The sequence below is a fragment of the Methylobacterium sp. 001424705 genome, assembly GCF_059816145.1.
On sequence record NZ_JCBANU010000002.1, the window covers coordinates 172047 to 191772 of the forward strand.

Genomic DNA, 19726 nt, shown 5'->3' on the forward strand with positions numbered 1-19726 from the left:
CACAACGTCGGGTCAGGCCGGTCGCGCCATCGCGACCGGGCCGAGGGATATGGTTCTGCGCGGACCGCTTTGCCAGTCGGGCTCAGGCGTCGAGCAGGCCCGCGTGACGCAGGGCTGCGTCGACCAAGGTTTTCGTCTCTGCACTGACGGTGAGGAGCGGCAGCCGGACCTCGTCGGTCATCAGACCGAGCCGCGCGAGCGCGTACTTCGCCGGTGACGGGTTCGGCTCCACGAACATGCTGGCGTGCAGCGGCATCAGCCGGTCCTGGATCTGCAGCGCTTTGGCATAGTCGCCACCGAGGCTCGCCTCCTGGAGATCGGCACAGAGCCGTGGCGCGACATTCGAGACCACCGAGATGCAGCCGTGGCCGCCATGAGCGTTGAAGCCGAGCGCCGTCGCATCTTCGCCCGAAAGCTGGATGAAGTCTTCGCCCATGGCTTGGCGCTGCAGGCTGACCCGGTCGAGCTTGGCCGTTGCGTCCTTCACGCCGGCGATGTTCTTCAGTTCGTACAGGCGCGCCATCGTCTCGACGCTCATATCGACGATGGAGCGCCCGGGAATGTTGTAGAGGATGATCGGAATGCCGATGGCGTCGTTCACGGCCTTGAAATGCGCGTAGAGGCCGGCCTGGGTCGGCTTGTTGTAGTACGGCGTGACCACGAGTACGGCATCCGCTCCCGCCTTCTCGGCGTGGCGGGCGCGCTCCACCGCCTCGGCAGTGGAATTGGAGCCGGCGCCAGCGATCACGGGCACGCGGCCGGCGGCCTCCTCAATGCAGATCTCCACCACCCGGTCGTGCTCGGCATGGCTCAGGGTCGGGCTCTCGCCGGTGGTACCGGTTGGAACGAGCCCGTGGATGCCCTCGGTGATCTGCCAATTCACGAATTTGCGAAAGGCCGCCTCGTCGAAGGCGCCGTCCTTGAACGGAGTCACGAGGGCGGACATCGCGCCCTTGAGGCGTCGTGTGGAGGTCTCGGTCATCCTGGCGTTCCCAGACGTCGGTCTCGTCATGCGCCGGTTGTCCGGCAGCGGCACCGCTTCACGCGGACGGGGAGACATAGGCCCTCGCCCGCACCGGCGCAAACGCTGCTTTCATGGGGTTAATGCCTTCTTAATGCCCTTCGGGTGAGCTTGAAGGTCTGTCCACGGTGATGGGACTGGAAGAACCATGGTGTTCTCGACGCAACGCGCGGCCCTGATACTGGCCTTCAGCCTGGCTTCGGCCGGCGCTCTCGCGGCCTCGGCGGGCCCGGACGGGGAGCCGAGCCTGCGGCCGGCGAGCGACGCGGTGGCGCCCTCCGCGGCACTGCCCGAAGCCAAGATCCCCGACCCGGTCGCGGCGGACGCGCTCAAGATCGACGCGAAAGCACCGGAGGCCGCCCCGAGCCAGGTTCTTCCCGCCGCCGCCAAGGCCTATGCCTCCGCCGACCCTGAGGCCGGCATCGCGTTTCCGCTTCCCGACGCGGCGGTTTCGCCCGCAGCTCCGATTCCCGATGTGCCGGACCCGGCCCGGGCGGCACAGGTGGCGCCTGACGTGGACCTGCCGGCCCTGCGCCAAGCCATCGACGCCTATCGCAAGGGGCGCGTCTCCGAGGGCGACCGTCTGCGCGACGGGGTCAAGGACCCGGCCGCGCGCGCGCTCCTCGAATGGGTGGCGATCCGGGCCGGTGCCGGCATCGGCTTCGAACGCACCGTCGCCTTCACGCGCAGCAATCCCGACTGGCCGGCCGGCCCCCTCCTGCGCCGCCGCGCCGAGGAGGCCTTGCTGACGGAGCGCAGGAATTCCACCACGGTGCGGGCCTTCTTCGCCGCCTCGCGGCCGGCGAGTGCGCCGGGCAAGTTCGCCCTGGCGCTGGCCTTCAAATCCGACGGCCTCGACGGGGACGCCGCCGCTCTGGTGCGCGACCTGTGGCGCTCGGAAACCTTCGGCCGGAATCTCGAGACGAAGGTGCTGGATGCCTTTCCGACGGTTCTGACCCGGATCGATCACCGCTACCGCATGGAGCGGGCCCTTCTGAAGGAGGATTACGACACGGCCGGTCGCGCCGCGACCCTGGCCGGCGGCAGCTACGCGACCCTGGTCCGTGCCCGCCGAGCCGTGGAGGACAAGAGTTCGGCCGCGCCTGCCGCCCTCAACGCGGTCCCGCCGTCGCTGCGCAGCGATTCCTCCTACATCCTGTCCCGCGCGCAGTACCTGCGCCGCCACGACAAGGTCGTGGAGGCGGCCGCGATCCTGGCCACCGCGCCGACCAACGCGGACGTTTTGGTCGACGGCGACGAATGGTGGGTCGAGCGCCGGATCGTCGCCCGCAAGCTCATCGACGCCAACGACCCCGCCGCCGCCTATGCGGTGGCCCGCGCCCCCTGCGCCCGCACGGTGGAGAAGCGCATCGAGGCCGAGTTTCACGCCGGCTGGATCGCCCTTCGCTTCCAGGACGATGCCGCGAAGGCGGCGCAGCACTTCGACGAGGCCGCCCGGATCGCCGAGACGCCGATCTCGCTCGCCCGCACCGCGTACTGGCAGGGCCGGGCCGCCGAGGCGATGGGCCAGGCCGGGTCCGCCAAGACCTTCTACGAGCGCGCCGCTCTCCAGCCCATCGCGTATTACGGACAACTGGCGCGGACCAAACTCGGACGTTCCAGCCTGTCCCTGCGCAGCATCCCCAGCCTCGACGCGACCCAGCAGGCCGCCTTCGACCAGCGCCTCTACGTCCGTGCCCTGAAGATGCTGGAGGCTGCCGCGATCCGCGACCTCGCGCTACCGCTCTACATCGATACGGCGAACCGCCTAACGGATGCGGCCGAACTCGAAGCGCTCGGCAACGTCGCCGCCGAGCAGCGCAACTCCCGCGCCCTCGTCGCCATCGGCAAGATCGCGGTGCAGCGCGGGCTACCGCTCGACGCCCACGCCTACCCGACCATCGGCATCCCGAACTACGAGGCTTCGGCCGCCGTTCCCCTGGTGGAGAAGGCGATGGTCTTCGCCATCGCTCGGCAGGAAAGCCAATTCGACCCGCAGGCGCAATCCAGCGTGGGTGCCCGCGGCTTGATGCAGATGATGCCGGCCACCGCCCAGCGCACGGCGCGCCGGGTCAGCGCCAGCTTCGACCCAGACCGCCTGACCAGCGACCCCGCCTACAATGCCCGCCTTGGTCAGGCCCATCTCGGCGAACTGATGGAGGATTGGCGCGGCTCGTACATCCTTGCCTTCGCTTCCTACAATGCCGGCGGCGGGAACGTGAAGAAGTGGATCGACGCCTACGGCGATCCCCGCAAGGGCGGTGTCGACCCCATCGACTGGGTCGAGCGCATCCCGTTCACCGAGACGCGCAACTACGTCCAGCGGGTGATGGAGAACCTGCAGGTCTACCGCAATCGCCTGGACGGCAAGAGCGCCCTGCTCATCGACGGCGACCTTCAGCGCGGGGCGCGCTGAAGGTCGCGTGGTCAGGCGGGTCCGGCCGCGCTACTTGGCAGGGTCTCCCCCGCTTGCCCCGGATCCGCCGTGCCCGAACCCACCGAAAATGCCGCCGTCACCGCCGCCGTCCTGGTCATCGGTGACGAAATCCTGTCCGGGCGCACCAAGGACAAGAACATCGGTACGATCGCGGACTATTGCACCGCCATCGGCATCGACCTGAAGGAAGTGCGGATCGTTCCCGACGAGGCCGACCGCATCGTCCCTGCCATCAATGCCCTGCGCGTTTCCTACACCTACCTGTTCACCACCGGGGGCATCGGCCCGACCCACGACGACATCACCGCCGACTGCGTGGCTGCCGCCTTCGGCGTCACGATTGACGTGGATGCGCGCGCGAAGGCGATGCTGCTGGAGCGCCACAAGCCCGAGGACCTCAACGAGGCCCGCCTTCGCATGGCACGCATCCCCGCCGGGGCCGATCTCATCGCCAACCCGATCTCCAAGGCGCCGGGCTTCCGCATCGACAACGTCATCGTCATGGCAGGTGTGCCGGGGATCATGCAGGCCATGCTCGACAATGTCGGGCCGACGCTGGTGACCGGCGCCAAGGTCCTGTCGGAAACGATCGAGGCCGGCAATCTGCCCGAAGGCAATTATGCCGGCGGTCTTGCGGCCATCGCCAAGGCTCATCCCACGGTCTCGATCGGCTCCTATCCGTCGATGACGCCGAACGGTTTTGCCAATCGCATCGTGGTGCGCGGCCGGGAAGCCACGGCGCTGGACGCCGCCCGGGCCGAGGTGGACGCGCTCCTCGCGAGATTGCGCAGCGGGACGCACGCCTGAAGAATCCCAGAACCGGCCCGCTCCCATCGTGATCGCCCTCTTCGTCTGGCTCGGCTCGATAAGCGACGATGCCGGGCGCCTCTTCCCGCCGGCCCTGATCGGAAACATCTTCAGTGACACCGCCCTGGTGGCGGTCCTGAACTTCGGTCGGGTCGCGCCGGAGGTCGAGGCGCAAAGAGCCTCCGACGGTGCGGTGTGAGCCCTCCCTAATCGTTCTGGTCGGGCCGACCCCGGACGTAGCCGTGCGAGATCAGGCGATCCCGGCGCAGGGTCCGGCGCTCGGCCTCGCACAGGTCCGTGAGGGCATCGGCCACCGCGCGATGGAGCGCGAGAACCGCATCGCCGCCGGCCTCTTCCAGGTAGGCGGCCACGATCGCCTCCGCAGGCGAGGTCCAGGCAGGCGTGGAGGTGGACCGTGGCTGCATAAGCGATCCTGAGTAAGAACATATCAGGAACATGCGGCCGAAGGTCAGGAATGGTCAACCGATCTGTCGAGCTTTTCCTCGCCCTCCCGACATCTCGGGAGCCGGCACACGCAAATGTGCCGGCGCCGACGTCAGACTCGGACCAGGCCCTTGCCTTTCACGGCAGCCGCGAGGGCCTTCAGGTTACGGTTGAGATCAGCGATCTCATTCAGGGCGATCGTCTTGTGGCCGTCCTTGACCGCGCGCTCGATGTCACTGACCTGGTCGGTGGCGATGCGCTTCAGTTCGGCGGCGAGCTGGTCCCGTGTCATCGTCGCTCCTGTCACGGCTGGAGGGGTGCCGGACCGGGATAGCGTGACGTGCTTAACCGGCCGTTGTCGGCCCCCGCAGTGCATCGCGGCTCGCATGCCGACGGGGCCGTACGCCGGAATTTCGTACGCCGTCTGACGCTTCCGAGGGGGGTGTGGCTTGCGGGGCATAGTCGGCTTGGACAACCGCGAGTAGCTTGACGGCAACTCTCCGACCCTGGGACAGACACCCCGATGATTGCAAAGACTTTCCTGGCTGGCCTCGCTTCGCTCGCCGCCATCGGCGCAGCAAATGCCGCCGACCTTCCGCGCCGTCAGGCGCCCCCGCCGGTCTTCGTGCCGGTGCCAGTCTTCACCTGGACCGGTTTCTACGTGGGAACGCACAGCTCCTACACCTTCAGCGACAGCCAGACCATTCGCACGGTCGGCAACAACGCCAACACCGCCACGAACGTCGCTCTCGGCCGCCGCGCTCCAAGCTTCAAGGCCGAGCAGGATGGCATCGGCAACATCGGTGGCGGCATCGGCTATAACTACCAGTTCACCCCGGGCTCCGGCTTCGTCGTCGGCGCCGAGGCCGACGTCACCTGGACCGACATCGGCAAGCGCCGCGACTATTTCGGCCCGGCCATCGCCCAGAACAACTTCATCCCGGATCCGAGCAGCTACCGGAACCGTCTGAACTATCTCGGCACCGTCCAGGGTCGCCTGGGCTACGCTTTCGATCGGTTCCTCGTGTACGGGACCGGTGGTTTCGCCTACGGCGAGGTCAAGTACCAGGCCGACTTCTTCAACACCGCCAACCAGCTGGCCTATTTCGGTCGCTACAAGGGCATGGAGACGGGCTACGTCTACGGCGGCGGAATCGAGTACGCGATCCCCACCGACAGCTTCCTGAACCGCTTCAACTTCATCGGCGGCCTCCTCGGCGCCAGCGCCATCACGCTGAAGGCCGAGTATCTCCGCTACGACCTCGGCAGCCGCAACGTTCTGGTGAACAACACCGGTCTCGGCGCTCCGGCGACCGGCTCGTACACCTCGCGCTTCAACACCGAGGGCAACCTGGTCAAGGCTGGCTTCAACTACAAGTTCGGCTCAATGTAAGCTTCGATCCGGCGGCCCCGCGGGGCCGTCGCGTTCGTGGCCCGCAAGGAAAAGCCCCGCTCTCGCGAGCGGGGCTTTTCGCTGTTCGAAGGGGGGTCGCGCGCAGATCAGGTCCGCCAGGGGTGCGCGGGCAGCTCCGTCGACCCGATGCAGCTTGCGCCGGCCAGCGCCACCGCATGGTCGTTCTCGACCGTCGATCCGCTGACGCCGATGGCGCCGGACATCTCGCCGTCCTTGTCGACGATCGGGATGCCGCCCGGGAAGGTGATCAGGCCGTCGTTCGAATGCTCGATCCCGTAGAGCGGTCCGCCGGGCTGCGAGAGCTGACCGATCTGCCCGGTCATCATGCCGAAGAAGACAGAGGTCTTGGCCTTCTTCTGCGAAATGTCGATGGAGCCGACCCAGGCGCCGTCCATCCGGTAGAAGGCCTTCAGGTTTCCGCCGGAATCCACGACGGCGATGCACATCTGGGTGCCGAGCTCCGCGGCCTTCGCGCGGGCGGCCTCGATGGCCTTGTGCGCGTCTTCGATGGTCACGTGCATGATGGGATCTCCCTGAATACCTGGTGAGGGTCTTATGTCATGCGCCCGTCAGTCTGCTCGCTCTTGCAGGTTTGCCGCAACGCTTGGCCATGGCGGGCGTGGATTAACGAATGACGGACGGTCTTGGTGCCGGCCAAGCTGCGGACCGGTCACCAAACAAAAGGGCCGCCCCGAGAGGGGCGGCCGAGTTGCGGGTTTCGTCAGGCGTCGGGCCGAGCCCTCAGCTCGCCGACATCGCGTTGGCCTTCTCGATCAGCGCCTCGGCCATGCGGATGGAGGCGATGTCGATGAGGCGGCCGTCGAGGGACACGGCGCCCTTGCCGGCCTTGGCGGCATCTTCCATGGCCGCCAGGATGCGGCGAGCCTTGTCGACCTCGGCAGCGGATGGGGTGAACACCTCGTTGGCGAGGTCGATCTGCGAGGGGTGGATCGCCCACTTGCCTTCGAAGCCGAGCGCGGCGCAGCGGCGGGCGGCGGAGGTGTAGCCGTCCGGATCGGAGAAGTCGCCGAAGGGACCGTCGATCGGGCGCAGGCCATAGGCGCGGCAGGCGACCATCATGCGGGCCTGGGCGAACAGCCACGGGTCCTGCCAATGGGTCTCGCGGTTGCCGGCCTCGTCCTTGTCGGTCAGGACCGAATAGTCCTTGTTCACGCCGCCGATGACGGTGGAGCGGGCGCGGGTCGAAGCGGCGTAGTCGGCGACGCCGAAGGACATGGCCTCCAGGCGCTTCGACGAGGTGGCGATCGCCTCGACGTTGGCCATGCCGAGAGCGGTTTCGATCAGGACCTCGAAGCCAATCTTCTTCTCGCGCTTCTTGGCCTGCTCGATCTGCGTCACCATCACGTCGATGGCGTAGACGTCGGCCGGCACGCCGACCTTGGGGATCAGGATCATGTCGAGGCGCGGACACGCTTCAACGATATCGACCACGTCGCGGTACATGTAGTGGGTGTCGAGACCGTTGATGCGGATCATCATGGTCTTGTTGCCCCAGTCGATCTCATTGAGCGCCTGAATGATGTTCTTGCGGGCCTGCTCCTTGTCGTCGGGAGCGACCGCGTCCTCAAGATCGAGGAAGATCACGTCGGCCTTCGAGGTGGCCGACTTCTCCATGAAGGTCGGGTTGGAGCCCGGGACGGCGAGTTCCGAGCGGTGGAGGCGCGGCGTGGCCTGTTGGATCAGGGTAAAGCTCATGGGGATTCCTTCCTGTTGCGAATGATTGGGTCGTTCAGGAGACCCGACGGTCGGGCCACCATACCCGTCCGGGTGCGGCTGAGCGCAAGACCGAGGGCCGGTGGCGGTCTTCGGTCTTGGGACAAATGGATCACCCCGTCGCGCCGAAGCCGACGGCGATGCAATTGATCGAGAGCAGCAGGGCGGACTTCACCGCCTCGCGTCGATCCTCGTCCTCCTCCGAGCGGAAGCGGCGCAGGAGCTCGACCTGCTCGCGGCTGACCTGGTTGATGGTCGGCAGGCGCCCGTTGAGGCGGTCGCGGAACAGGGGGAAGCGCTCGGCGAGCTCGCGGCCGCCGCTGACCCGCAGGGCCATCTCGCGGGTCAGGGCGTACTCGGCCTCGATCATCGGGAAGATGCTGTTGCGCGCGTTCTCGTCGGGGACGAGGCTCGCGTAGTCGCGCGCGATCTCCAGATCCACCATCAGCAGCGTCTTCTCGACCTCGTCGAGGATGAGCCGGAACGGCTTCGATTCAGCGAACAGCCGCCGCAGCTGGGCCTCGCCCTGCTGACCGCGCACGTCGAGGAAGCTCTTAAGGCCCGAACCGACACCATACCAGCCCGTGATGACGTGGCGGTTCTGCGACCAGGCGAACACCCACGGGATGGCGCGCAGGTCGGAGAGCGAGCGGGCGCCGAAGCGACGGGCCGGGCGGGAGCCGATGTTGAGGAGCGCGATCTCGTCGAGGGGGCTCGCGGCGCCGAAATACGTCACCAGGTCGGGGTGCTGGATCAGGTTGACGTAGGCCGCGCGCGAGGCGCCCGACAGCGCCTCCAGGCAATCGTCGAACTCGTTACGGGGGATCTTGGCGGCCTCGCGCTCCGACTTCAGGGCGTGCTCGAAGACCGAGGAGGCCAGAAGCTCCATCTGGTAGGCGGCGGTACCCCGGTTGGCGTACTTGAACGAGACGACTTCGCCCTGCTCGGTGGTGCGGAAGCGTCCGTTGATCGAGCCCGGTGGCTGGGCCGCGATGGCCCGTGCGGTCGGAGCGCCGCCGCGGCTGACCGAACCGCCGCGGCCGTGGAAGAACGCGATCGGCACGCCGGAGGCCTTGCCGAGCTGGGTCAGTTTGTCCTGCGCTTTGTAGAGTTCCCAGTTCGAGGCGACGAAGCCGCCGTCCTTGTTCGAATCCGAGTACCCGATCATCACCTCCTGGACGCCCCCCTGCCAGCGGGTCGAGCGGCGCACCACCGGGATCGAGAACAGCTCCTTCATGATCGCGGGCGCGGCGCGGAGATCGTCGATGGTCTCGAACAGCGGCACGATCGGCAGGCAGCAGATTTCGGTGCCGGTTGCGTCGAGGAAGTTGCCGGCCTCCTTGGCCAGCAGGTAGGCGCCGAGGATGTCCTGCACCGAGCGGGTCATCGACAGGATGAAGGCGCCGAAGGCTTCGCGGTCGAGCTGCTCACGCATCTCGCCCACCAGCGCGAAGGTCTCCAGGGTCTCGCGGGCGTCGTCCGGCAGGTCGTCGAAGCTGCGCTCCCCGGTCCGGGGTTTGGCCAGTTCCTCGATCAGCCACTTCTTCCACTCGGGTGAATCGACGTCGGGCGGGGTGCGGTTCTGCCCATGGGACTGGATCCACAGGGCCTGCAGGGTCTTGGTGGTGCGGGTGGTGTTCTCGCGCAGGTCGAGGCGGACAGTGGAGAAGCGGAAGATCTCCACCATGCGCCGCACCGGGCGCACCAAGTCGATCGCCAGCGAGGCGCATTTCGCGTCGGCGAGCCCCTGCTCCAGGGTCCGCAGGTCGTTGATGAGGCCGTCGGCACTCGGGTAGTCGGGTCCGGTCGAGCGCTGACCCTTGTTACGCAGGATCGTCGCCTCGAGCTTGCGCAGGATGCAGGTGAGGAACTGCCGATAGGCCTCGCCCGGGTTGCGGTTGGCGATGGCGCGGCCGTCGCCGCTCTCGGCCAGCATCTGCGCCAATTCGGCCTTGAAGGTCGCCGGCACCGGCAGCGAGCGTTCGGTGAGGGAGAGCGTGCGCCCGAGGGACGTCACGCCGTCGCGGTAGCGCCGCAGGGAGGCGAGCGCGTTGCGCTGCAGGGTGGTGCGGGTGACGGACGAGGTGACGTAGGGGTTGCCGTCGCGGTCGCCGCCGATCCAGGAGCCGAACTGGAAAAACGCCGGCACCTCGAACTTCTCGTCCGGGTAGTACTGCGCCAGGCTCTCCTCCAGGGAATAGAGCACCTCGGGCAGCATCTCGAACAGCGTCTCGTCGAAGAAGTGCAGACCCCAGGCGACCTCGCGCTCGACGGTGGCCTTCTCCAGGTGGAGTTCGCCCGTCATCCAGACGAGCTCGATCTGGTCGCGCAGCTCGTTCATCAGGCCGTTGCGCTCGCGCTCGGTCCAGCGCGGCAGCTCCAGCTCGCGCAGCACGAGGTAGATGCGACGGAACTTCTCCAGCACGGTGACGCGCTTGCCCTCGGTGGGATGCGCGGTGATCGTCGGGCGGATTCGGAGATCCTTGAGCAGAGCGTGGATTTCCGGCGCCTTGATGCCATTCGCCGCCGCATCGGCCAGCACGGCGCTGAAGCTGCCGCTCAGCGCCTCGCGGCCCTTGGTGCGCTCGACCTGACGGCGCCGGCGCATGGCGGCGTTCTGCTCGGCGATCGAGAGGAGCTGGAACCAGATGCCCTGCACCTGCAGCGCGCGGGCCAGCAGCTCGGGCGAGAATTCCGAGATGTTGGCGCGGCCGTGCAGCACGTCCTCGAGCTCGGGCTCGTGCCGGCGGGCTACGTCCAGGAGGGCATGGAACAGGATGTCGAGCGCTTCCTTCGACGAGGTGCCCGTGATGACGGGCGGCGCGAAGGCGTGGTCGACGGCTCCGACCGGGGCGTGAAGGGTATCCGTCATCGAAGGCCACCTCGAGGGAAGTATCAGCCGATTGACCGCGACGGAGGCAGCCAATGGATTGGTCTGTTACGCCCCGCCGGCATGGGATCGGCGCCAGCCGTCGGGTTTTCAGTCGCGTCGCCCCTCCCCACAAGCGCGATCGATTTCGGCTAGGCCGGCGATCCGCCGGGGGGAGCGGTGAGTCGAGGTTCGAATGTCGGCGCGTGGCCGATCCGCAGGACGGATCGGCGTCGGCTCACGCCGCCAGCTTGCGCATCACCTGCGCCACCGTCGTGCCGAACTCACCGGGGCTCGGAGCGACCGTAAGACCGTAGGAGCGCATGATCTCGGCCTTCTCGGCGGCGGAATCGCCGGTCGCCGAGATGATCGCACCGGCATGGCCCATGCGGCGGCCCTTCGGGGCGGTGAGGCCGGCCACGAAGCCGATGACCGGCTTCTTCATGTTCTCTTTGATCCAGGCGGAGGCCTCGGCCTCCTGCGGACCGCCGATTTCGCCGATCATCAGGACGGCCTTGGTCTCCGGGTCCTGCTCGAACAGGGCAAGATGATCGAGGAACGACGATCCGTTGATCGGGTCGCCGCCGATGCCCACCGAGGTGGTGATGCCGATACCCTCGTCCTTCATCTGCGCGGCGGCCTCGTACCCGAGGGTGCCGGAGCGCGAGATCACGCCGACATTGCCCTTCAGGTAGATGTGACCGGGCATGATGCCGAGCATCGACTTTCCGGGCGAGATGATGCCGGCGCAGTTCGGGCCCACCACCATGGTGCGCTTGTCCTTGGGGTAGCGGCGCAGATAGCGCTTCACCCGCATCATGTCCTGGGCCGGGATGCCGTCGGTGATCGAGCAGATCAGCGCGAGGCCGGCATCGGCCCCTTCCATGATGGCGTCGGCCGCGAAGGGAGGCGCCACGAAGGTGATGGAGGTGGTGGCGCCGGTGGCTTCCACGGCCTCCCTGACGGTGTTGAACACCGGCACGCCGAGATGAGTCTTGCCGCCCTTGCCGGGGGTGACGCCGCCCACGACGTTGGAGCCGTACTCCATCATCTCCTTGGCGTGGAAAGTGCCCTTGTCGCCCGTGATGCCCTGGATGATGATCGGGGTCTTCTCGTCGATCAGAATGCTCATGACGTATCCTCCCCGTTCTTAGTTGGCGCGCTTGGTCGCGGCGCAGGCCTCGACGGCCTTGGCGGCGGCGTCGGACAGGCTGTTGGCGGTGATGAGGTCGAGGCCGCTCTCGGCCAGGATCTTCTGGCCCGCCTCGACGTTCGTGCCGGCGAGCCGCACGATCAGCGGCACGTCGATCTTCACCTCGCGCGCCGCCTGAATGACGCCCTGCGCGACCCAGTCGCAGCGGTTGATGCCGGCGAAGATGTTGACGAGGATCGCCTTCACGTTGCGATCCGACAGGACGAGGCGGAAGGCCGTGGCGACCCGGTCCGGCGAGGCGCCGCCACCGACATCGAGGAAGTTCGCGGGCTCGCCGCCGGCATGCTTGATCATGTCCATGGTAGCCATGGCGAGGCCGGCGCCGTTCACGATGCAGCCGATCTCACCCTCGAGGCCGATATACGAGAGGTTGTGCTCAGCGGCCTGGGCCTCGCGCGGGTCGCCCTGCGAGGGGTCGTGCATGTCGGCGATGTTGCGCCGGCGGAACATGGCGTTGTCGTCGAAGGACATCTTGGCGTCGAGCGCCAGGACCCGGTCGTCCTTAGTGACGACCAGGGGGTTGATCTCCAGCATGGTGCCGTCGCAATCGCGGAACGCCCGGTAGGCGTTCATGATCGTCTTCACGGCGGCCGACACCTGCTTGATATTGAGGCCGAGCTGGAACGCGATCTCGCGGGCCTGGAACTGCTGCAGGCCGACGGCGGGTTCGACGACCACCTGGATCAACGCCTCCGGCTCATTGGCGGCGATCTCCTCGATGTCCATGCCGCCGCGCTGGGAGGCGATGACCCGCACGCGCTCGGCCTTCCGGTCGAGGACGTAGCCGAGGTAGAGTTCGCGCTCGAACGGATCCGCGGTCTCGACGTAGACGCGCTGGACCGGCTTGCCCTCGGGCCCCGTCTGGAGGGTCACGAGGCGCTTACCGAGGAGGTCCTTGGCGGCGTCGCGCACCTCGTTGTAGGTCCGGCACAGCTTGATCCCGCCGGCCTTGCCGCGGGCGCCGGCGTGGATCTGCGCCTTCACGGCCCAGAACGATCCTCCGAGCTCGGTCGCGGCGTAGACCGCCTGGTCGGCGCTGAAGGCCACGGCTCCCTTGGGAACGGCGACACCGAAGCCGGCAAGCAGTTCCTTGGCCTGGTACTCATGCACGTCCATCAGCGTTCTCCTCGGCGTTTCTTTCTTGGGGCGACTGTCTCGTAAATTTCACTTCACGGAAAGTGCTTCGCCATTTATATTTTTTTAAATTACCGTTCACTCTGCCTTGAGGGACGGTGAACTGTATTCAATTTGCACAAGAGCTGCCCCGATGGCGTCGGGAGCAGCTCTTGTTACCTCTGATCATCCGGTTTGTCTTGAGCCGATGCCTCGCGGAACCGCCCGGACGTTCCCGAGGCCGACTCACCTTGGGGCCCGAGTCGGATCGCGCCTCAGTTCACCTTGGCCTTGACGACCTCATAGATGGACTCGTTCAGCGGACCGGCCGAGCCCAGGAGGGTTTCGAGTTCGCGCAGGCGCTCGTCTGCGAAGGCGCGGTCGTCGAGGCCCTTGGCGTTGACGTAGACGTTCAGGGCCGCGCTGCGCAGGCCCGCATGCGCGGAGAGCACCGCAACACCGGCATCCGAGATCACGTTCAGGTTGCCCTTTTCGGCGACCGTCTGGGCGAGGTCGATGACCTTGCGGCAGGCGCGGCAACATTCGAGCGGCACGTCGGTGGCGACCTTGAGGGCGGCCTGGATCCGGTCCGCCCGCGCGGCCTTCTCCTCGTCGGTGGTCTTGGGAAGCCCATAGGCGCCCATGACCGCGTCGAAGGCCTCGACGTCGTCGGCGATCATGCCGGTGAGTTCGGCGCGCAGGGCCTCGGACTGTCCGAGGATCTCCTTGAGCTCGCCCTCGACCTCGACGTACTTTTTCTTCCCGATGGTGAGGTTGCACACCATGCTGAGGAGGGCGGCACCCATGGCGCCCGAGATGGCGGCGGCACCGCCGCCGCCGGGCGTGGGCGCCGAACTCGCCAGACCATCCAGGAAGGTCTGGATCGTCTCGTGCGCGGGATTCTCTTTCTCCGCCATGGCGATCAGGCCATCTTCTTGGCGAGCGCGTAGATCGCCTCGGCGTCGAGCACCTGCTCGGTGTTGTCGAAGAGCTGGCCGACGCAGGCGCGGTGCAGCTTGAGCTTCAGGCCGCCGATGCCGAGCGCGCCGAACACTTTCTTGCCGTGCCGATCCTTGCCCTTGTCCATGGCCTCGATGCCGCCGAAGCCGAGGGGCGGCTGAGCGTTGTAATCGGCCACGAACTCGATGCTGGCCTCGTCCTTCCAGGCGTCCTCGGGCAGGAGCTCGAGGCCGATGGCGCCGGCCGAGAACACGAGGTTCTGGCCCTTGACGATCTGTGCGCGCGAGGCGGCGTCGGGCGTCTCGGCGGCCTTGATGTTCACCTTGAAGCGGGTGTTGATCTGGTCGGCGGCGGCCTGGGCCTTGTCGAGCGAGCGACCGCACAGAATGACGTCGGCGCCTTCCTGCGCGAGGAGCGCGGCCGAGCGCATGCCGACCGGGCCGGTGCCCGCGAGCACGACGGCCTTCTTGCCCTGCAGCGACCCGGCCGCCTTTTGCACCAGCGCGACGCCGGCGGCGGCGGTGGTGTTGGAGCCGTTGGAATCGAGCATGATCGAGACACGGAACGGGCCGAAGAAGCGCTTCTTCACCGCCTCGAACACGGCCTCGCCGGCCGCCATGCTGCCGCCGCCGACGAAGATCGCCGTCGACTTCTTCTCGGAGCCGCCGCGGGTGTAGATCGTGCCGTCGACCAGTGCGCCGACATTGTCCGGAGTGACGTTGCCGTAGCCGGTGATGTGATCAGCGCCGCCATCGTAACCGACGACCACGTCGAACACGCTCGGGACGGCGTCGGTGTCGAATTGGAACAGCAGCTTCTTCATGTCTTCAGGATCCCTGTCGGTTCCGCGCTCGGCGCGGCTGGCGTTTGATTTCGATTTGGTCGATCGCTTCGGCGATCACGATGCGCCCCCGCGCGAGTGGGGAGCGCGGGCCCGCGTCACACCACGTTCTGCGGCTTGCCGGCGACGAAGGCCTCGACATTGTCGACGAGCTGGTCGGCGAGAATTTGCATGGCCTCCTTGCTGGCCCAGGCCACGTGCGGCGTGACGATGAGGTTGGGCAGGTCGAGCTCGCACAGGATGTTGCCGTTCTTGGGCGGCTCGGTCATGACCACGTCGAAGCCGGCGCCGCCGATGGTGCCCGCCTTCAGGGCTTCGGCCAGAGCCTCCTCGTCGACGAGGCCGCCGCGCGCGGTGTTGATGAGGAGCGCGTGCTTCTTCATCTTCGCGAGTTGTTCGCGCCCGATCATGTTGCGGGTTTCGGGCGTCAGCGGCGCGTGCAGCGTGATGACGTCGGACTCGCGCAGGATCGTCTCGAAGTCGACGAGGCCCTCCTGGGGGAACACGTCGTAGGCGATGACCGTCATGCCGAGGGCTTCCGCCCGCTTGGCGATGGACTTGCCGAGCGCGCCGTAGCCGACGATGCCCAGCGTCGAGCCGGCGATGTCGTGGATCGGGTAGTCGAAGTAGCAGAACTGGGTCGACTTCGCCCAATCGCCCCGGCGCACGGAATTGGCGTAGGGCACGATGGCCCGGCGCAGGGCGAACATCAGGCCGATCACGTGCTCGGGCACGGTGTTGAAGGCGTAGCCGCGGATGTTGACGACGGTGATGCCCTGGGCCTTGGCGGCCTCCTTGTCGACCACATCGGTGCCGGTGGCGGCCACCGCGATCAGCTTGAGGTCGGGGAGCTGCTTCAGGGTTTCGGCCCGCATCGGGACCTTGTTGATCAGCGCGATCTCGGCACCCTTCAGGCGCTCGACGATCTCCTCCGGCGTCCAGGTCGACTCGTACTCGACGTACTCGTGGGGGAAGTTGAACTCACGGACCTTGGCGTCCAGGGACTCGCGGTCGAGGAACACGATCTTCTTCGTCATGGAATCCTCTGGCCGATCCGGCCAAGTCTCGGATAGGGCACGTCACGGGTGGGGTCGAGGTCGTGGCCGGGATGGGCGAACCCATCCCGGCCGAACGTCTGGCTTCGAAAGATCCGGAACCCGGGGAGGCTCAGGACTTCGAGAGCGGGTTCTCGCGCAGGTAGCTCGAGGCGGCGGCGACGCCGGAGCCGGGCTGGACCTTCACGCCGTGATCGAGCATCGACATCTCGGCACCCGCGATGGCGCCCAGCAGCGACAGTTCGTTCATGTCACCGACGTGACCGATGCGGAACACCTTGCCGGCCACCTGGCTCAGACCGGCGCCGAGCGCCAGGTTGTAGCGCACGTAGGCGTGCTTGATGATCGCGGCGGCGTCGACGCCCTCCGGCACCAGGATGGCCGTGACCGTGTCGGAGTTCCACTTGGGCTCCTTGGCACAGGTCTTCAGGCCCCAGGCGGCCACGGCTTGGCGGGTCGCCTCGCCGAGGACGTGATGGCGGTGGTAGACGTTCTCGAGGCCTTCCTCGTTAAGGCAGGCCAGAGCTTCGCGCAGGCCGTAGAGCAGCGGCAGCGACGGGGTGTAGGGGAAGTAACCGGCCGGGTTCTGCTTCTGGTGGTCGGCCCAGTCGAAGTACACGTGTGCGAGGCGGTCGTTCTGGCCCGACGAGGTGTCGGCGGCCTTGAGCGCCTTCTGGCTGACGCAGATAACGCCGAGGCCGGCGGGGAGCATCAGGCCCTTCTGCGAGCCGGCGATGGCGCAATCGACCTTCCACTCGTCCATCTTGAAGGGGAGCGAGCCGATCGAGGAGACGCCGTCGACGAACAGCAGGGCCGGATGGCCGGCGGCGTCGATCGCCTTGCGCACGGCACCGACATCGCTGGTGACGCCGGTGGCGGTCTCGTTATGGACGACCATGACGGCCTTGATCTCGTGGTTCTTGTCGGCGCGCAGGGCCTCGCCGATCCGCTCCGGGTTCGCACCCGTGCCCCACTCCTCGTCCTGGACGATGACTTCCAGGCCGAGGCGCTGGGCCATGTCGATCCAGAGGTGGCTGAACTGGCCGAAGCGGGCGGCCAGGACCTTGTCGCCGCGCGACAGGGTGTTGGACAGGGCGGATTCCCAGATGCCGGTGCCGGAGGCCGGGAACAGGAAGATGGTGCCCTCGATCGAACCGTAGACGGCCTTCGTGTCCTGGAAGAGCGGCTTGGTCAGCGTGGGGAAGTCCACCGAACGGTGATCCTCGGACTGCACCATCATCGCGCGCATCACGCGATCCGGGATGTTCGTCGGGCCCGGGACGAACAGGTGGTTCCGGCCGGGACGTCGCGTTGCCGCCATGATGTTTTCTCCGTTTCTCACGTTAGTGACCACACGCGCCCTGGCGTGCGGCGACAATGATGCGCCGAGGGTTGAAGCGGATCGCACGGGGCGTCCCGGGACGATCCCGAGTGCTCGTAGCGGCCGCTTGTTAGATGAATCGCGGGACGAACTCGTACGTGCGCGACCTGTGGACGGATACAGGACCCAGGTCCGCCCGCGTCGAAGAAAGCCCTTCGACGCCCGTCGCCGCGCGCGCCACCGAATACCACAAGCCTCTTCTCCATGGGCCGGGTCGCGCGACACGCGCTGACCGCTGGGCCGTTTCAGCGTCGTCGTCCCCGGGGACGGCACCCTTAGTTCGCCTCGATGGGCTCCGGTCATGCGTTCTCGAACGCCGCCCGGTGGGGCACCTTGAGCGGGACTATGCCCGGCTTCCCGCCGAAAGGAAAACCCGAAATACTTGGTCTCAAATCAAAATTTTTTTTGTGGAAGAAGAGCTTACGTCGCGGCGCCGAAGGCGGCTGGTCTGGCGAGGCCGACGTCATCAAACTGATACGGGAATCCGGTTTGGCTCCAGGGATCGGAGGCTGTCCCGGAGGCGAACGTGGGCGAAGACACCGAGACGACCCGCGTCCGGACCCTGTTCCTGTCCGACATGCATTTGGGGACCAAGGGTTGCCAAGCCGATCTGCTGCTCGAATTCCTGCGTGATTACGATGCGGACGAGATCTACCTCGTCGGCGACATCGTGGATGGCTGGCAACTCAAGTCCGGCTGGTACTGGCCGCAGAGCCACAACGACGTCGTGCAGAAGCTCATGCGCAAGGTTCGCAAGGGCTCGACGCTGGTCTACGTCCCGGGCAACCACGACGAGTTCCTGCGCGACTATATCGGCATGACCTTCGGTGGCATCGAAATCGCCGATCAGCGGGTGCATGAGGCCGCCGACGGCAAGCGCTACCTCGTCATCCACGGCGACCAATTCGACATGGTGGTCCGCCATGCCCGGTGGCTCGCGTTCCTGGGCGACGGCGCCTACACCTTCGCCCTCTTCGTGAACACCTACGTCAACACCGTGCGCCGCCGCCTCGGCCTCGCCTACTGGTCGCTCTCCGCCTGGGCCAAGCTGAAGGTCAAGAACGCCGTCAACTTCATCGGCAAGTTCGAGGAATTGCTCAGCGCCGAGGCCAAGCGCGTCGGGGCCGACGGGGTGATCTGCGGCCACATCCACCACGCGGCCAACCGGCAGATCAACGGTCTCACCTACCTGAACACCGGCGACTGGGTGGAATCCTGCACCGCCATCGTCGAGCACTACGACGGCACCATGGAGGTGTTGCACTATCCGAGCCTGCTGAGGGCCCGCGCCGGGCGGACCGAGCTCGTCGACCGCACGCGGCCCGACGGAGCCCGGGCGGTCGCGTGAGGCTCCTCATCGCGACGGATGCTTGGCATCCGCAAGTCAACGGCGTGGTCCGCTCCCTGGAGAACATGGCCGCGGCGGGGGCTGCCTACGGCTTCGACCCGGTGTTCCTGACCCACCAGGACTTCGCCTCCCTGCCCCTGCCGGGCTATCCCGAGATTCGGGTCGCCTACGCCACCAAACGGCACGTGGCGCGCCTCTGGGACGATCTGCAGCCCACCCACGTCCACATCTCCACGGAAGGGACCGTGGGCTATGCCACGCGGCGATACTGCCTCGCCCATGGCCGTCCGTTCACCACGAGCTATCACACCCGCTTCCCGGAATACCTCTCCGCCCGGGCCCCCGTGCCCGAAACCTGGAGCTATGCCTGGCTGCGCCGGTTCCATGGCGCGGCCAACGGCACTATGGTCTCGACTCCCTCCCTGGAGCGCGACCTCCACGCGCGCGGCTTCACCAACCTGATGCGCTGGACGCGCGGCGTCGACACCGAGCTGTTCCGGCCTCGCCCGCCGGATGCGCCGGACCTTGCCGGGCTGCCGCGGCCGATCTTCCTCTCGGTGGGACGGCTCGCGGTGGAGAAGAACCTCGAGGCGTTCCTGCGCCTCGATCTGCCCGGAACGAAGGTCGTCGTCGGCGACGGTCCGGATCGGGCGCGCCTCGCGGGGATTGCGCCGGCGGCCCACTTTCTCGGCATCCGCACCGGCGCCGCCCTCGCTGCCCTCTACGCCGCTGCCGACGTCTTCGTGTTTCCGAGCCTGACCGACACCTTCGGAATCGTGCTTCTCGAAGCCCTCGCCTGTGGAGTCCCCGTGGCCGCCTATCCCGTCACCGGGCCCCTTGACGTCATCGGCCGGACCGGTGCCGGCGTCCTCGATCACGACTTGCGGGCGGCCGCCGTGGCCGCCTTGGCAATTCCGCGGGAGCGTTGCCGCAGCGAAGCCCTGCGGTACACCTGGGCCGAGAGCGCGCGGCAGTTCTACGACAACATCGCACAAGCCCATGGCAGCACGTCCGTCCGGGTTCGGGCCGCGGGCACGCCATCGCGGGGCATCGTCGAACTCGGCTGACGCGTGGACCCGACTGGCCACG

Annotated in this window: 18 protein-coding genes; 6 read left to right on the forward strand and 12 right to left on the reverse strand. The window is 67.1% G+C overall.

Annotated features, from left to right (window positions below; translation table 11 throughout):
* Positions 1-82: 82 nt before the first annotated feature.
* The gene (gene dapA, locus AC6EUL_RS03030) at positions 83-982 is read right to left on the reverse strand and encodes a 4-hydroxy-tetrahydrodipicolinate synthase (protein ID WP_499868773.1); all 900 of its coding nucleotides are present in this window, start codon (positions 980-982) and stop codon (positions 83-85) included.
* A 187-nt stretch (positions 983-1169) separates the two neighbouring features.
* Here dapA and AC6EUL_RS03035 point away from each other — a divergent pair, with 187 nt between their 5' ends.
* From AC6EUL_RS03035 to AC6EUL_RS03045, 3 genes are all read left to right on the forward strand, one after another.
* The gene (locus AC6EUL_RS03035; protein WP_499868774.1) at positions 1170-3437 is read left to right on the forward strand and encodes a lytic transglycosylase domain-containing protein; all 2268 of its coding nucleotides are present in this window, start codon (positions 1170-1172) and stop codon (positions 3435-3437) included.
* A 69-nt stretch (positions 3438-3506) separates the two neighbouring features.
* A complete protein-coding gene (locus tag AC6EUL_RS03040) occupies positions 3507-4265 on the forward strand; it encodes a competence/damage-inducible protein A (RefSeq protein WP_499868775.1) in 759 nt (252 codons plus the stop codon).
* Positions 4266-4293: 28 nt separating this feature from the next.
* Positions 4294-4464 carry a hypothetical protein gene (locus AC6EUL_RS03045; protein ID WP_200917636.1) on the forward strand — a complete coding sequence of 57 codons (171 nt, stop codon included), beginning with the start codon at positions 4294-4296 and terminating at the stop codon, positions 4462-4464.
* A gap of 7 nt (positions 4465-4471) precedes the next feature.
* Here the strand turns inward: AC6EUL_RS03045 and AC6EUL_RS03050 are convergent, their stop codons facing one another.
* Positions 4472-4690: a hypothetical protein gene (locus AC6EUL_RS03050; protein ID WP_499868776.1), complete on the reverse strand. Its 219-nt coding sequence runs from the start codon at positions 4688-4690 to the stop codon at positions 4472-4474.
* 131 nt (positions 4691-4821) lie between these two features.
* A complete protein-coding gene (locus tag AC6EUL_RS03055; RefSeq protein WP_499868777.1) occupies positions 4822-5001 on the reverse strand; it encodes a hypothetical protein in 180 nt (59 codons plus the stop codon).
* A gap of 231 nt (positions 5002-5232) precedes the next feature.
* On the opposite strand from AC6EUL_RS03055, the gene AC6EUL_RS03060 reads away from it, so the two are divergent.
* Entirely contained in the window at positions 5233-6102 is an 870-nt protein-coding gene (locus tag AC6EUL_RS03060; RefSeq protein WP_499868778.1) for an outer membrane protein, read from the forward strand.
* A 107-nt stretch (positions 6103-6209) separates the two neighbouring features.
* On the opposite strand, the gene AC6EUL_RS03065 is transcribed toward AC6EUL_RS03060, so the two are convergent.
* From AC6EUL_RS03065 to AC6EUL_RS03105, 9 genes are all read right to left on the reverse strand, one after another.
* Positions 6210-6644 (reverse strand): GlcG/HbpS family heme-binding protein, encoded by a 435-nt coding sequence (locus AC6EUL_RS03065; protein ID WP_056210996.1) that lies wholly within the window; start codon positions 6642-6644, stop codon positions 6210-6212.
* 220 nt (positions 6645-6864) lie between these two features.
* Positions 6865-7839: an HpcH/HpaI aldolase/citrate lyase family protein gene (locus AC6EUL_RS03070; RefSeq protein WP_056210994.1), complete on the reverse strand. Its 975-nt coding sequence runs from the start codon at positions 7837-7839 to the stop codon at positions 6865-6867.
* Positions 7840-7969: 130 nt separating this feature from the next.
* A complete protein-coding gene (locus tag AC6EUL_RS03075) occupies positions 7970-10729 on the reverse strand; it encodes a phosphoenolpyruvate carboxylase (RefSeq protein WP_056210992.1) in 2760 nt (919 codons plus the stop codon).
* 235 nt (positions 10730-10964) lie between these two features.
* Complete coding sequence (gene sucD, locus AC6EUL_RS03080; RefSeq protein ID WP_499868779.1) at positions 10965-11858, reverse strand: succinate--CoA ligase subunit alpha; 894 nt, start codon at positions 11856-11858, stop codon at positions 10965-10967.
* 18 nt (positions 11859-11876) lie between these two features.
* Positions 11877-13055 (reverse strand): malate--CoA ligase subunit beta, encoded by a 1179-nt coding sequence (locus tag AC6EUL_RS03085; protein ID WP_056210987.1) that lies wholly within the window; start codon positions 13053-13055, stop codon positions 11877-11879.
* Between the two features lie 272 nt (positions 13056-13327).
* A complete protein-coding gene (fchA, locus tag AC6EUL_RS03090) occupies positions 13328-13969 on the reverse strand; it encodes a methenyltetrahydrofolate cyclohydrolase (RefSeq protein WP_056490248.1) in 642 nt (213 codons plus the stop codon).
* Positions 13970-13974: 5 nt separating this feature from the next.
* Positions 13975-14835 (reverse strand): NADP-dependent methylenetetrahydromethanopterin/methylenetetrahydrofolate dehydrogenase, encoded by an 861-nt coding sequence (locus tag AC6EUL_RS03095; RefSeq protein WP_056210983.1) that lies wholly within the window; start codon positions 14833-14835, stop codon positions 13975-13977.
* A gap of 116 nt (positions 14836-14951) precedes the next feature.
* On the reverse strand, positions 14952-15890 hold the full coding sequence (locus tag AC6EUL_RS03100) for a D-2-hydroxyacid dehydrogenase (protein WP_056210981.1): 939 nt from the start codon (positions 15888-15890) through the stop codon (positions 14952-14954).
* A gap of 130 nt (positions 15891-16020) precedes the next feature.
* Positions 16021-17229: an aminotransferase class V-fold PLP-dependent enzyme gene (locus AC6EUL_RS03105; protein WP_499868780.1), complete on the reverse strand. Its 1209-nt coding sequence runs from the start codon at positions 17227-17229 to the stop codon at positions 16021-16023.
* Positions 17230-17815: 586 nt separating this feature from the next.
* Between AC6EUL_RS03105 and AC6EUL_RS03110 the strand changes: the two genes are divergently transcribed.
* Both AC6EUL_RS03110 and AC6EUL_RS03115 read left to right on the forward strand, forming a co-directional pair.
* Positions 17816-18637, forward strand: a complete 822-nt coding sequence (locus AC6EUL_RS03110) for a UDP-2,3-diacylglucosamine diphosphatase (protein WP_499868781.1) — start codon at positions 17816-17818, stop codon at positions 18635-18637.
* Positions 18634-19704, forward strand: a complete 1071-nt coding sequence (locus AC6EUL_RS03115; protein ID WP_499868782.1) for a glycosyltransferase family 4 protein — start codon at positions 18634-18636, stop codon at positions 19702-19704. The genes AC6EUL_RS03110 and AC6EUL_RS03115 overlap by 4 nt, the downstream gene beginning before the upstream one ends.
* Positions 19705-19726: the final 22 nt, after the last annotated feature.

What these genes read in the sequence shown, in the direction of transcription:
- AC6EUL_RS03095 (WP_056210983.1), bottom strand. Translation starts at nt 14,835, where the DNA reads ATGAAGAAGCTGCTGTTCCAATTCGACACCGACGCCGTCCCGAGCGTG.
- AC6EUL_RS03105 (WP_499868780.1), bottom strand. Translation starts at nt 17,229, where the DNA reads ATGGCGGCAACGCGACGTCCCGGCCGGAACCACCTGTTCGTCCCGGGC.
- AC6EUL_RS03085 (WP_056210987.1), bottom strand. Translation starts at nt 13,055, where the DNA reads ATGGACGTGCATGAGTACCAGGCCAAGGAACTGCTTGCCGGCTTCGGT.
- AC6EUL_RS03070 (WP_056210994.1), bottom strand. Translation starts at nt 7,839, where the DNA reads ATGAGCTTTACCCTGATCCAACAGGCCACGCCGCGCCTCCACCGCTCG.
- sucD (WP_499868779.1), bottom strand. Translation starts at nt 11,858, where the DNA reads ATGAGCATTCTGATCGACGAGAAGACCCCGATCATCATCCAGGGCATC.
- AC6EUL_RS03060 (WP_499868778.1), top strand. Translation starts at nt 5,233, where the DNA reads ATGATTGCAAAGACTTTCCTGGCTGGCCTCGCTTCGCTCGCCGCCATC.
- AC6EUL_RS03035 (WP_499868774.1), top strand. Translation starts at nt 1,170, where the DNA reads ATGGTGTTCTCGACGCAACGCGCGGCCCTGATACTGGCCTTCAGCCTG.
- AC6EUL_RS03050 (WP_499868776.1), bottom strand. Translation starts at nt 4,690, where the DNA reads ATGCAGCCACGGTCCACCTCCACGCCTGCCTGGACCTCGCCTGCGGAG.
- AC6EUL_RS03075 (WP_056210992.1), bottom strand. Translation starts at nt 10,729, where the DNA reads ATGACGGATACCCTTCACGCCCCGGTCGGAGCCGTCGACCACGCCTTC.
- dapA (WP_499868773.1), bottom strand. Translation starts at nt 982, where the DNA reads ATGACCGAGACCTCCACACGACGCCTCAAGGGCGCGATGTCCGCCCTC.
- AC6EUL_RS03100 (WP_056210981.1), bottom strand. Translation starts at nt 15,890, where the DNA reads ATGACGAAGAAGATCGTGTTCCTCGACCGCGAGTCCCTGGACGCCAAG.
- fchA (WP_056490248.1), bottom strand. Translation starts at nt 13,969, where the DNA reads ATGGCGGAGAAAGAGAATCCCGCGCACGAGACGATCCAGACCTTCCTG.
- AC6EUL_RS03065 (WP_056210996.1), bottom strand. Translation starts at nt 6,644, where the DNA reads ATGCACGTGACCATCGAAGACGCGCACAAGGCCATCGAGGCCGCCCGC.
- AC6EUL_RS03055 (WP_499868777.1), bottom strand. Translation starts at nt 5,001, where the DNA reads ATGACACGGGACCAGCTCGCCGCCGAACTGAAGCGCATCGCCACCGAC.